Consider the following 12,726-nt stretch of genomic DNA (forward strand, 5'->3'; position numbering starts at 1 on the left):
TCAGCGGCAGAAGCCGCTTCCGCTTTTTATTATTCAGAAGCTACGAATACTTTTTTGAATCCGTTGATTGCTGCTGCAAATTTGTCGTCATCCGCAAGTTTCTTTGTTGTGCGAATTTCACTTAATAGCTCAGCTGCATTTGAATCTAACCAAGCATGGAATTCTTCTTCAAAACGAGTGATATCCGCTACTGGAATATCATCTAAGAATCCACGTGTTAAAGCGTAAAGAATAATAACTTGTTTCTCTACTCGTAACGGCTTGTGTAATCCTTGTTTTAATACTTCAACTGTGCGAGCACCACGGTTTAATTTCGCTTGTGTTGCTTTATCAAGGTCAGAACCGAACTGAGCGAACGCTTCTAACTCACGATAAGACGCAAGGTCAAGACGAAGTGTACCTGATACTTTACTCATCGCTTTAATCTGAGCAGATCCACCAACACGAGATACTGAAGTACCTGCATCAATCGCTGGACGTACGCCAGAGAAGAATAAATCAGATTGTAAGAAGATTTGTCCATCTGTAATAGAGATTACGTTTGTTGGAATGTAAGCTGATACGTCCCCTGCTTGTGTTTCGATGAAAGGTAGAGCTGTTAAAGAACCGCCGCCTCTTGCATCACTTAATTTTGCCGCACGCTCTAGTAAGCGAGAATGTAAGTAGAATACATCCCCTGGATATGCTTCACGACCTGGAGGACGACGTAATAGTAATGAAAGCTCACGGTAAGCGGCTGCTTGTTTTGATAAGTCATCATATACTACTAATACGTGTTTACCATTGTACATGAACTCTTCACCCATTGTTACACCAGCATAAGCAGCTAAGTATAATAATGGAGCTGGTTGAGAAGCTGATGCAGTTACAACGATTGTGTATTCTAACGCACCGTGCTTACGTAGTGTTTCTACTACGTTACGTACTGTAGATTCTTTTTGTCCAATTGCAACGTAGATACAAATCATATCTTCATCTTTTTGATTTAAGATTGTATCAAGTGCAACTGCTGTTTTACCAGTTTGACGGTCACCGATGATTAACTCACGTTGACCACGACCGATTGGTACAAGAGCATCGATCGCTTTAATACCTGTTTGAAGTGGCTCATGAACAGATTTACGATCCATTACACCTGGTGCTGGACTTTCGATTGGACGAGTGCTTGTTGTATTGATTGGGCCTAAACCATCTACTGGTTGACCTAATGGGTTTACAACACGACCGATTAGTTCTTTTCCTACTGGCACTTGCATGATGCGACCAGTACGACGAACTTCGTCACCTTCACGGATTTCTGTGTAAGGTCCTAAAATAATGATACCTACGTTATTTTCCTCTAAGTTTTGTGCTAGTCCCATAACGCCGTTAGAGAACTCTACAAGTTCACCAGCCATAACGTTATCTAGACCATGAGCACGCGCGATACCGTCACCAACTTGGATAACTGTACCAACATCACTAACTTCGATTTCAGACTGATAGTTCTCAATTTGTTGCTTTATCAGTGCGCTAATTTCTTCAGCTCTGATGCTCATGTGCTTCACCCCTATCTATTCTTCATAAGTTCACGCTGAATACGTGCTAATTTTCCTTGTAAACTACCATCATAAATGCGATTTCCAATGCGTACTTTAATGCCGCCTAGTAAATCTTCATCTACAACATTTTTTATACGGATTGCATCTTTTCCTGTTCTTTTTGCAAATGATTCTGCAATGTTAAGCTTTTCATCTTCTGATAGAAGACGAACTGAATATACAGTTGCATCAGCTACGTTACGTTCTTCATTAGCAAGAGCAACATATTCATTTGCAATTTCAGGTAGAATTTCAATACGTTTGTTATCAACTAAAATATATAACGTATTTAAAATTGATTCAGAAACAGAAGCAAACACGTTAGAAAGAAACGTTTTTTTCTGCTCCTTTGAAATGTTTGGTTGTGTTAAAAAGCTATGTAGTTCTCCGTTTTTTACAAAAACGTTTTGTACAAGGAGCAATTCTTCCTCAAACATTTCTAATACGTGTTTTTCTTTTGCAATTTGAAAAAGAGCGACAGCATAACGTTTTGCTACAATCTCATTGCTCATCGCGCTTCTCCTACTTCTTTAATATAATCGCGAATTAACTTCACTTGGTCTTCTTCTTTTAATTCTTTCTCAATTACTTTAGAAGCAATTTGAACAGATAAAGAAGCGACTTGTTCTTGCAGAGCAGCAATCGCATGCTCTTTTTCGCGTTGAATTTCTTGTACAGCAGATGCTTTAATAGATTCTGCTTCTTCTTTTGCAGCAGCAACAATAACATCTTTTTGATCTTCTGCTTGCTTTTTCGCTCTTTCGATTAACTCTTGTGCTTCAACACGTGATTGTTTTAACATTTCACGTTGTTCTTCTACTAATTTCTTCGCCTCTGCATTGTTTTGTTCTGCAGCATCGATTTCACTAGCAACATGCTCTTCACGTTCCTTCATAATTCCCATCAAAGGACCCCAAGCAAATTTACGTAGCATAATTAATAAAATTAGGAAAACTAACAATGTATAAGCAATCGTTCCAAATGGAATGGCAGCTCCTAAAATTAAAGTTGGCACAAGGATTCACTCCCTTCGTGATATCTAAATTGACTATATGAAAAAAAAGACAACCATTTCGTTCATAAAGCAATGGCGAAGAAAGTCCAAAAACACTCTTCGCCATCTATGTAAGGGGAGTCTCCCTTATTTGTTCATTACGATGAATGCAATAACTACACCGATGATTGGAAGTGCCTCAACTAATGCAACCCCGATGAACATAATTGTTTGAAGTGCGCCTTTTAATTCTGGTTGACGAGCAACACCTTCGATTGTACGTGATACGATAAGACCGTTACCAATACCTGCACCTAATGCTGATAAACCAATTGCAATTGCAGCTGCGATTACACCTAAACTCATTTAATTTGTCCTCCTTTGTATTATAAAAAAATAGATTTTTTTACTTACTTATTAAAGTATATTAATGGTCATGACTTACTTTATGAGCCATATAAACCATCGTTAACATTGTAAAGATAAACGCTTGGATTGAACCAACGAATACACTGAATCCCATCCATGCTAACATCGGCACAATAGCACCTAATGCTCCAAGTACTGTACTTCCGCCTAATTTAGCAAGTAATCCTAATAAAATCTCACCAGCATAGATGTTACCGAATAGACGAAGACCTAACGTTAATGTGTTAGCAAATTCCTCAATAACCTTTAAAGGAAATAAGAACTTCATAGGTTGGAAAAATCCTTTTAAGTATTCTTTTGTACCCTTCATCTTAATTCCATAATAATGGGTGAGGGTAACTACCATCACGGCTAATGTTAATGTAACTGCTGGGTCAGACGTTGGCGATCTCCACCATGCAATGTGTTCACCAGCCTCAGTTGTTGAATACATGAATGGTAGGCCGAGCATGTTTGATACGAAAATAAACATCATAAGTGTAACGCCGAGTGTTAAAAAGCGTCCACCTGTTTTCCAGTCCATCGTACTGTTAATAATCCCTTTCGCAAAGTCTAAAATCCACTCAAGAAAGTTTTGCATTCCTGTTGGACGAAGAGCTAATGTGCGAGTTCCAATAACAGCGATTAAGAAAACAATAACTGCTGCCACAGTAACCATCATGACTGAGGACAAATCGAACGTTAAACCTAGAAATTCAACTAATTTACCGTGTTCCACTAGTAATTCACCTCTCTTCCCTGCTCTTATACTCTAAATAAAGAAAATCTATGATCATGACAAGATATCCTGTCAGCAATCCTACACCTAAGCTCCACATCGCAATTAAATGCTGATATTTCGCGGCAAATAAAATTAATAACCCAATCGTGGCAAATCTCGAATATGTACTAACAGCCGTCGCTTTAAATTTCACGTGTTCTCCATTTGTAACGCGATCTAATAGCTTGTCTGTTCTACGTGCAATGATGCGCAAACTAAGAAAACTGAAAATCGTTCCGATAATCAGTCCAGGAAATACATCCTTGTAAGAGGTAAATCCCCATCCTAGCACTAGAAGCGCAAGCAAGTAGTACATATATTTCTTTTGTCTGTGGACAAGTCCATGTACATCTATCATCATTGCTCTCCCGAATAGTAATGTCGAATGAGTCGAATCATTGCGTAAATCCCTGTTCCTAATCCTAGCAATAAGCCTATAATAAGAAACAACGGAAACGTTCCAACCTTACTATCAATCCATTGCCCACCAAAAATCCCAACAAGAATGGAACCAACTAATTGAGCAAGAATACCTGACATTAAAGCATAAGCTTTTACCGGGTTGCGATCGTTTTTTTGCAAGGATTCATCCCTCCAATATGTAACCCTCATTCACGATGTGTTAATAATAACTCATTTTCTTGCATAAATTCTATACAAAATAAAAAGTTTACTTTTTCGTCACGGAATAGATGCAAATTTGTCACTGAAAGCCCTACCATCCATCCCCGTAGTTAGCATACAATAGGGTATTAGCACTGTCAACGAGAAATCGTAAAAAATCAAAAAATTTGAGTATTAGTAATTTCTTGCCAAAAATGAAAACGTTCCCCTTCTAAATACTGGTCAAAGATATCTGATTCCTTCAAGTTTTCTCCTTATAATAGAAGAAAAAGTTCACAAGTTTGTCACGATTATATTTTTACGATATAACGTTTTTCTTCTATAATATAGGGCTTATTAGACGTTTGACTTCTATATTATATGTGAAAAATATGCAAGTTATGTTGCATATACAAAAAATACCACACTCCTCCCCTGCCCTCAATATTTATACAAAAAAGACGAGTGGGGAATTCCCTCTCGTCTGTTGTCTTACTTCGTTCCAAATAAACGGTCACCAGCATCGCCAAGACCTGGAACAACATAACCATGGTCATTTAATTTTTCATCTAATGCCGCCACATAAATATCAACATCAGGATGTTCTTCTTGTACTACTTTTACTCCTTCTGGTGCAGCTACGATACACATTAATTTAATTTGCTTCGCACCGCGCTTTTTCAGAGAGTTAATTGCTTCAGCTGCAGAACCACCTGTCGCTAACATCGGATCAAGTACGATAAAGTCACGTTCTTCTACATCCGTTGGAAGTTTCACATAGTATTCTACCGGTTGCAATGTTTTTGGGTCACGGTATAAACCAACGTGTCCTACTTTTGCTGCTGGGATTAATTTCAGAATTCCGTCTACCATTCCTAAGCCTGCACGTAAAATCGGAATTAGACCAAGCTTTTTACCAGCGATCACTTTTGTTTTCGCTTTGCTTACAGGTGTTTCAATTTCGATTTCTTCAAGTGGAAGATCGCGTGTAATTTCAAATGCCATTAAGCTTGCTACTTCATCCACTAATTCACGAAATTCTTTTGTACCTGTATTTTTATCGCGAATATATGTAATCTTATGTTGAATTAACGGGTGATCAAATACATACAGTTTTCCCATGTGAATCTCTCCTTCAGATGATATTCATGCGTGCGTACACGCCGTTTTACACTATTTACGATTGTAAAGAAAACGCTACTAATATTCAAGGGCAAATTTGGAAAAGTTTCAAACCTATTATGAACCTACCTAATATCTTTACCAATTATGGAAGTTGTATCCTTCATTATATATCCAAAAATTATTCATTGTTTGTATACATACTTCGGAAGTTATCTATGTTCTCACTTAGCTAACCCGCTCTCCTATGTGAAAATATCCAAATTTCACTACCTTAAAACCCATTTATCCTGCCACTCGCAGACAGAGAAAACTACAATTTCATATCTTCTACGGTAGAAACTATCACTTATAGAAGGTATTCTGAAAAACTATCTATTAAGAACTTGTGTTTCAAATGAAAAAAAGACTGCTGAAACAATATATGCTTCAGCAGTCTTCATCTAATCTATTATAGATCTGTATACATTGGGAACTTATCTGTTAATGCTTCTACACGCTTACGTGCTTCTTCTAATGCAACTTCATCCTCATGATTTTTTAACGTATGAGCAATAATTGCTGCAATTTCATCCATTTCTTCTAATCCGAAGCCACGAGATGTTACCGCCGCTGTACCAATACGTACACCGCTTGTTACAAATGGGCTTGCTGTTTCAAATGGGATTGTGTTCTTGTTTACAGTAATACCAACTTCATCTAATACATGCTCTGCAACTTTACCTGTAATATCTAGGTTACGAACATCGATTAAGATAAGATGGTTGTCCGTTCCACCAGAAACAAGTGTAAGTCCTTCCTTTTGAAGACCTTCTGCTAAGCGCTGTGCATTATTAATGATATTTTGTGCATATGTTTTAAAGTCTTCTTGAAGTGTCTCACCAAATGCAACAGCTTTCGCAGCAATTACGTGCATTAGTGGTCCACCTTGAATACCAGGAAAGATTGATTTATCAATTTGCTTTGCAAATTTTTCTTCACATAAAATCATACCGCCACGTGGGCCACGTAATGTTTTATGTGTTGTTGTTGTAACGAAATGTGCATGTGGTACTGGGTTTGGATGTAAACCTGCTGCAACTAAACCTGCGATATGTGCCATATCTACCATTAAGTATGCACCAACTTCGTCTGCGATTTCACGGAATCTCTTGAAATCGATAACACGAGGGTACGCACTTGCACCTGCAACAATTAATTTTGGCTTATGTTCTTTTGCTTTTGCTAACACATCATCATAATTGATGCGGTGTGATTCAGCATCAACGCCATATTCTACGAAATTATATTGTACTCCACTAAAGTTAACAGGGCTTCCGTGTGTTAAGTGACCACCGTGGGATAAATTCATACCAAGTACTGTATCGCCTTGCTCTAAAATCGTGAAGTATACAGCCATGTTCGCTTGTGCACCAGAGTGTGGTTGAACGTTCACATGCTCTGCGCCAAAGATTTCTTTCACGCGATCACGTGCAATATCCTCTACTACGTCTACATGCTCACAACCGCCATAGTAACGTTTACCAGGATATCCTTCTGCATACTTGTTTGTTAAAACAGAACCTTGTGCTTCCATTACAGCTTCACTTACGAAGTTTTCTGAGGCAATTAATTCAATTTTTGAACGCTGTCTTCCTAGTTCTGCTTCAATTGCAGCAAATACCTTTTCATCTTGACGTTTTAAATGATCCACCAAAATCCCCCTTTTCTGAACGAATTACACTGATTCCCGATAGTTTTTTCTTATTTATTGAGAAAAAACGAAAATTCAAGTTGTAATTCTTTAGAACCTTCATGTTTTCAACTACATTCTAACATGACTTTCTATATCATAAAAGAAAAAAAGACCGAGTTCGGTCTTTTCTTTTATCCTTTACCAAGTCAGACTACATACCTCTTTACATGTTATATAAAGGATACAGTATTTCTGTTTCTTCTTTATTTTTAGCTACAAGTAACTGTTTCTTCTACTGCCGCATATACAGCACGTGCCCCACCAATAAGTTTCGCACGTGTTTTAGCCATCGTTACGTGTGCACTTCCAATCTCTTTTACACGTGTACGAATTGGAACCGCAACATGTTTTAGATGCATACCAATAAGTGTATCACCGATATCCATGCCCGCATCTGCTTTTATAAATTCCACGACTACAGGATCCTTTAGATTGTGATAGGCATATGTTGCTAATGCACCACCGGCTGATCTAACAGGCGTAACAGTTACAATTTCAAATTGATACTTCATTGCCACTTCTCTCTCTACTACTAAAGCACGATTTAAATGCTCACAACATTGGAATGCCAACTCTATACCAGCTTGCTCTTGAAATTGTTTTAGCTCAAAAAAAATCGCTTCCGCCACTTCCATCGTTCCTGATGTCCCAATTCTCTCTCCGAGCACCTCGCTCGTGCTACAGCCCACTACAAAAATTTGCCCGCTTTGTAAAGAAGCTTGCTCTTGAAAATCAGAAAGCGATATTTGTAGCTGCTCTTTCATTTTTACTATTTCCGTCATGACGCCTCTTCCTTTCACAGATTGGTTCAACAAATTATAGTATGTCCTAATAGAAGATTACTTCGCTTCGTATGTTTTAATTTTCCCTACGCGATTTTCGTGACGTCCGCCTTCATAATCAGTTGTTAGCCAAATTTTTGCGATATCACGCGCTAAACCAGCACCAATTACACGCTCACCCATCGCTAACATATTCGTATCATTATGTTCTCTTGTTGCTCTTGCACTAAATGTATCATGTACTAACGCACAGCGAATACCGTGTACTTTATTTGCTGCAATTGACATACCAATGCCTGTTCCACAAATTAAAATACCACGGTCTACTTCACCATTTGCAACCATTTCTGCCGCTGGAAATGCAAAATCAGGATAATCAACAGAACCTGCTTCACATTCACATCCTAAATCAACATATTCAATATTCAATTCTTCTAATAAACTTACGATTTCTTTGCGGATATTCATTCCACCGTGATCAGATGCTACTACTACTTTCATTTTGACCCCTCCAAAATTTTAGTGAAACTTCTATCAAATAGGATTACTTATCCCCACTGATGAATGATTGCAAAAGTTTGATACTCACTTGCTCATTCCAAGCAAGATCATCTCCAATATCGTATTATACACGAAACATTAACCTTCTGAATATTTTTCCAATAAAGTTTGTACAAGTTTTTCCATCTCTACTAATGTTGATTGATAAATAGAAAGAGAACCGCCAAACGGGTCTGAAATATCTTTACTTGTACCCTCTACAAATTCATAGAATGTATGCACTTTCTCCCTAGCACTCGGATGATATTCAACCACAAGTTGTTTATGGCTTTCCGTCATCGTGAGTACCATATCAGCCCACTCAAGTAATTCATTCGTTATTTGCTGCGAAGCATGCGCTACTTTAATCCCCTTTTCTGCTAATGCATCTTTTGCATGTAAAGATGCATCACTTCCAAAACTGACAAAAACACCAGCAGACTTCGCCTCAAATTTCTCTTCCCCATAGTGACGAAGCAACGCTTCTGCCATTGGGCTACGACATGTATTTCCAGTGCAAACAAACAACACTCGCTTCATCCAAATCCACTCCTTATGGTGAATGTCCTACATTCATCATAACGTACATTACAATGGAACAAAAGAAATGTGAACATACAAAAGGCGCATTTCCCTTTTATTTTTTCTAAGAGAAATACGCCTTATCCACATATATGTGAAACCCTAGTTCCAAGTACCTTCAATATAGTACCATACATCACTAAAACATCCCACGAAAAAAACTTATGACTAAATAAAATAAGGAATCCATTTCATATAAAATGGATTCCCTACAAAAAATCATTATTTCATTGTAACTTTCATTACTTCTGTTGAACCTTTTGTAGCTGAAACACCTACAGTTGTATTAATAGATTCAGCTGCATCTGTATTTGTAATAACAATTGGAGTAATTGTGCTTTTTGCTTTTTCGCGAATTAATTCTAAATCGAAAGAAATTAATTTATCGCCAGCTTTCACAGCTTGTCCTTCAGATACGTGAGCCTCGAAACCTTCGCCTTCCATTTTTACAGTTTCTAAACCAACATGGATTAAAATTTCTGTACCGTTTTTCGCTTTAATTCCAACAGCATGTTTTGTGTGGAATAATTGTACGATTTCGCCATCTACTGGTGATACAACTACACCTTCAGTGGGAACGATTGCAACACCGTCGCCCATCATACGACCAGCGAATACTGGATCTGGTACTTCTTCAATATTTTTCACTTCTCCAGTTAATGGAGCTACGAGTGTTTCTACATTTGTTTTTGAACCAAGGCCAAATAATTTTTTAAACATAGGATAGTCCTCCTTATAATTAGGTTGAAAATGTATAGGGCAATCCCTAGTAAAGATTGAGATACACATAAGACTTCATACTTCAAATATTATATTGTAAAAACGCTTTCGAAAAGAATTACGTTATTACCAATAGACCCTTATTGTATCGCTTTGCAAAATTCCAGTCAATTCAGATTGTCTGAATAACAATTATGAGAATTAACTTCTTACTTGTATTTTCTCCTCCACTTGTCTAGAGGTCTTTACAACATATTTATTTTTAATTATTGATTTGTAAAATTTTCTTCAAATTTTATAAAAAAGTCACTTGACTAAAGTAAGCAACTAATTTATCATAACTTACATAAGGTAAGTAAATAACTTTTTTGGAGGTTTTATAAATGATGAACATCGGTCTTCTTCTTATTCGTCTTATTATCGGAATTACATTCATGGGTCACGGTACTCAAAAATTATTTGGCTGGTTTGGTGGTCACGGTCTGAAAGGAACGGGCGGCTGGATGGAATCAATCGGCTTACGCCCTGGCGTATTCATGGCATTTATGGCTGGCGCAACTGAGCTATTAGGTGGTTTCTTATTCGCTGCAGGTATCTTCACTTGGGTTGGCTCATTATTTATCGTTGGTACAATGCTAGTTGCAATCTTTACTGTACACGGAAAAAATGGCTACTGGGTAACACAAAACGGGTTTGAATATAACATGATCTTAATCGCTATTGCAGTTGGCGTTGCGTTAACTGGACCTGGCGCTTACGTTTTACTTTAATCAGTTATCTCAATTTCAAGATATATAAGTGCAAATTGAAAAAAACTTTTTTTAGGTGGGAGAGAGCATCCGGCCATGCATAGAAGTGGTCAGGTCCTTTTCCAGCCCCATGCCAAGTGAAAACAAAGCGAGAAAATGAGTGCAGATCCTCTTTTATTCTTCATAGCCGCGACTTATATGTTGAAAAATCAAAATGTATTTATATATTTATTAATGATAGGAGTAGATTCCAAGCTGGAATCTACTCCTATTCTTTTTTCTCATTTACAAAAAACGTCAAAAAAATATTTTTTTAGCAGGAGTTTCCCTCCATTATCTTGTAAACAAACAAAGAAGTATTCATATCGAGGAAGGGAGATTACAAATATGCTTTCGATTAATCCAAACGAACAAACAGAAAAAGATAATTACAAATTATTAACAGGGAGTATCATTCCGCGCCCTGTAGCATTCGTAACTTCTGTAACAAAAGATGGTGTTTTAAACGGGGCTCCATATAGCTATTTTAATATCGTTGCTGCTAATCCGCCGCTCATTTCTGTTTCCGTACAACGTAAAGGAGGAGAAAGAAAAGATACTTCTCGAAACGCCATTGAAAAAGGTGAATTTGTTGTACATATTTCCGACGAATCCTATGTGGAGGCCATCAACGAAACCGCTGCAAACCTCCCTCCAAATCAAAGTGAAATTGAATTAGCGAAACTAACCCCGATCGAAAGTGATGTCATCTCCGTACCAGGCGTAAAAGAAGCGAATATTCGAATGGAATGCGTATTAGAACGCGCCATCCCACTAGGTGGAACAGAAGACTCCCCAGCATGTGACCTTCTTATCGGCCGCGTTGTCCGGTTCCACGTCGCAGAACATTTATATGAAAACGGACGAATTCATGCAGAAGGACTAAAACCAGTAAGCCGCCTAGCAGGACACAACTACGCAAAATTAGGAGAACAATTTGAGCTTGTAAGGCCAATTTAAAAGTGGCGACAGCTCGTTCATTCCACAACAAAAAATCCCCCGCCATTATAAGCGGGGGATTTTTTTTATATTTCTTCACGCTTTTCTTCTAGCGTAGGCGCATTTTCCTTCTTCGGTTTTCCAAGCTTTACAACAAAGAAATATAAAGAGAGCAATGTAATAAGAAAAACGATAAAAAATGGATACGGCGAATAAAACATACGAGCCGTATCTGTTTTTCCCTCAATAAATTTTAAAGAACTTATATCTAAAAACTCAGCAAACATTTGTACACCGAGCATACTAAACCAAAATACGAAAAAGCTAATAATAATACCCAAAATTTGTTTTACTCTTGTCACTTGTACCATCCCTTCTATGTATAAGAGTTAGAGTTATTTTTAGTGCGACAAGCAATAATAGAAACAGTAAGGTTGTACAGGAAAGAGGCTTCCGTTACCATTCCCAATTTCATTTCATCCAGCAAAGTACTACTATTTATAAAATAGCCCCGTAAACAATAAACCTACATAACTATCTTGATAAAAATGTCAAAAACTAAATGTACCATTTTCTTATATGATAGCAAGATTATATTGGAAAAAGAAGACATAATCCAAACCCAACAAGAATAATACCGCCGAGTACTTCACCATATGTACCGAGCATATGCTTTGCATGTCTTCCAATAAGTAAACCACCCCATGCTAATATCATACTGACCAATCCAAACATCAATATTGTTACAACCATTTGCGCTCCGTAAATCCCGAGGCTAAGCCCAACTGAAAAGCTATCTATACTTACACTAAATGCAAATACCAATAAGCTAATTCCTACCGGAGCAGACCTTGTTTCTTCACTTTCTAAAATGGAAGAATACACAATATAAAATCCTAATCCAATTAACAGAATAGCCCCAGCAACAGTCGCAATATGCCCAAATTTCTCTGATAAAAAACGACCTAGTATCATACCGAGAAACGGCATAACAATATGAAACAGCCCTATTGTCATACCGATATAAATAATTTGTCGCATTCTGAGCGTTATCATACCCATGCCGAGGCTTACAGAAAATGCATCCACCCCTAAGGCAAATGCCATTATAATCAAAGGTACTAGTTGTTCAACCGTCATCCATGTCCCTCC

Annotated in this window: 18 protein-coding genes; 2 read left to right on the forward strand and 16 right to left on the reverse strand. The window is 37.6% G+C overall.

What is annotated here, in order from left to right:
* Positions 1–29 precede the first annotated feature (29 nt).
* The 14 genes from atpA to ORL93_RS18220 all read right to left on the reverse strand — a co-directional run bounded on the left by atpA (position 30) and on the right by ORL93_RS18220 (position 9,847).
* Entirely contained in the window at positions 30–1,538 is a 1,509-nt protein-coding gene (gene atpA / locus ORL93_RS18155; RefSeq protein ID WP_006096654.1) for a F0F1 ATP synthase subunit alpha, read from the reverse strand.
* A gap of 11 nt (positions 1,539–1,549) precedes the next feature.
* The gene (locus tag ORL93_RS18160) at positions 1,550–2,092 is read right to left on the reverse strand and encodes a F0F1 ATP synthase subunit delta (RefSeq protein ID WP_265959347.1); all 543 of its coding nucleotides are present in this window, start codon (positions 2,090–2,092) and stop codon (positions 1,550–1,552) included.
* A complete protein-coding gene (atpF, locus tag ORL93_RS18165) occupies positions 2,089–2,595 on the reverse strand; it encodes a F0F1 ATP synthase subunit B (RefSeq protein WP_003202282.1) in 507 nt (168 codons plus the stop codon). Before atpF ends, ORL93_RS18160 begins: the two co-directional genes overlap by 4 nt.
* A 126-nt stretch (positions 2,596–2,721) precedes the next feature.
* Positions 2,722–2,940, reverse strand: a complete 219-nt coding sequence (gene atpE, locus ORL93_RS18170) for a F0F1 ATP synthase subunit C (protein WP_000052064.1) — start codon at positions 2,938–2,940, stop codon at positions 2,722–2,724.
* 61 nt (positions 2,941–3,001) lie between these two features.
* On the reverse strand, positions 3,002–3,721 hold the full coding sequence (gene atpB, locus ORL93_RS18175) for a F0F1 ATP synthase subunit A (protein ID WP_006096655.1): 720 nt from the start codon (positions 3,719–3,721) through the stop codon (positions 3,002–3,004).
* Positions 3,722–3,728: 7 nt separating this feature from the next.
* Positions 3,729–4,121 (reverse strand): ATP synthase subunit I, encoded by a 393-nt coding sequence (locus tag ORL93_RS18180; protein ID WP_265959348.1) that lies wholly within the window; start codon positions 4,119–4,121, stop codon positions 3,729–3,731.
* On the reverse strand, positions 4,121–4,345 hold the full coding sequence (locus ORL93_RS18185; RefSeq protein WP_001171217.1) for an AtpZ/AtpI family protein: 225 nt from the start codon (positions 4,343–4,345) through the stop codon (positions 4,121–4,123). The genes ORL93_RS18180 and ORL93_RS18185 overlap by 1 nt, the downstream gene beginning before the upstream one ends.
* A 26-nt stretch (positions 4,346–4,371) precedes the next feature.
* Complete coding sequence (locus ORL93_RS18190) at positions 4,372–4,485, reverse strand: DUF4024 domain-containing protein (protein ID WP_003202277.1); 114 nt, start codon at positions 4,483–4,485, stop codon at positions 4,372–4,374.
* 373 nt (positions 4,486–4,858) lie between these two features.
* Positions 4,859–5,488, reverse strand: coding sequence for a uracil phosphoribosyltransferase (upp, locus tag ORL93_RS18195; protein WP_003202275.1), 630 nt, complete (start codon positions 5,486–5,488; stop codon positions 4,859–4,861).
* A gap of 451 nt (positions 5,489–5,939) precedes the next feature.
* Positions 5,940–7,181 (reverse strand): serine hydroxymethyltransferase, encoded by a 1,242-nt coding sequence (gene glyA / locus ORL93_RS18200; RefSeq protein ID WP_018764927.1) that lies wholly within the window; start codon positions 7,179–7,181, stop codon positions 5,940–5,942.
* Positions 7,182–7,432: 251 nt separating this feature from the next.
* Positions 7,433–8,005 (reverse strand): TIGR01440 family protein, encoded by a 573-nt coding sequence (locus tag ORL93_RS18205; RefSeq protein ID WP_265959349.1) that lies wholly within the window; start codon positions 8,003–8,005, stop codon positions 7,433–7,435.
* A 57-nt stretch (positions 8,006–8,062) separates the two neighbouring features.
* Complete coding sequence (rpiB, locus tag ORL93_RS18210) at positions 8,063–8,506, reverse strand: ribose 5-phosphate isomerase B (protein WP_003202270.1); 444 nt, start codon at positions 8,504–8,506, stop codon at positions 8,063–8,065.
* A gap of 138 nt (positions 8,507–8,644) precedes the next feature.
* A complete protein-coding gene (locus tag ORL93_RS18215; RefSeq protein WP_265959350.1) occupies positions 8,645–9,085 on the reverse strand; it encodes a low molecular weight protein arginine phosphatase in 441 nt (146 codons plus the stop codon).
* Positions 9,086–9,349: 264 nt separating this feature from the next.
* Positions 9,350–9,847, reverse strand: coding sequence for a PTS sugar transporter subunit IIA (locus tag ORL93_RS18220; RefSeq protein WP_003202266.1), 498 nt, complete (start codon positions 9,845–9,847; stop codon positions 9,350–9,352).
* Between the two features lie 383 nt (positions 9,848–10,230).
* Here ORL93_RS18220 and ORL93_RS18225 point away from each other — a divergent pair, with 383 nt between their 5' ends.
* Positions 10,231–10,617 carry a DoxX family protein gene (locus ORL93_RS18225; RefSeq protein WP_016112690.1) on the forward strand — a complete coding sequence of 129 codons (387 nt, stop codon included), beginning with the start codon at positions 10,231–10,233 and terminating at the stop codon, positions 10,615–10,617.
* A gap of 366 nt (positions 10,618–10,983) precedes the next feature.
* Positions 10,984–11,595, forward strand: a complete 612-nt coding sequence (locus ORL93_RS18230) for a flavin reductase family protein (protein WP_003202262.1) — start codon at positions 10,984–10,986, stop codon at positions 11,593–11,595.
* A gap of 65 nt (positions 11,596–11,660) precedes the next feature.
* On the opposite strand, the gene ORL93_RS18235 is transcribed toward ORL93_RS18230, so the two are convergent.
* Together ORL93_RS18235 and ORL93_RS18240 are read right to left on the reverse strand one after the other, a co-directional pair.
* On the reverse strand, positions 11,661–11,936 hold the full coding sequence (locus tag ORL93_RS18235) for a DUF3935 domain-containing protein (RefSeq protein WP_018764923.1): 276 nt from the start codon (positions 11,934–11,936) through the stop codon (positions 11,661–11,663).
* A 229-nt stretch (positions 11,937–12,165) separates the two neighbouring features.
* Positions 12,166–12,714, reverse strand: coding sequence for a manganese efflux pump MntP (locus ORL93_RS18240; protein ID WP_265959351.1), 549 nt, complete (start codon positions 12,712–12,714; stop codon positions 12,166–12,168).
* Positions 12,715–12,726 lie beyond the last annotated feature (12 nt).

It is taken from the genome of Bacillus sp. DHT2, assembly GCF_026241455.1.
GTDB lineage: Bacteria > Bacillota > Bacilli > Bacillales > Bacillaceae_G > Bacillus_A > Bacillus_A pseudomycoides.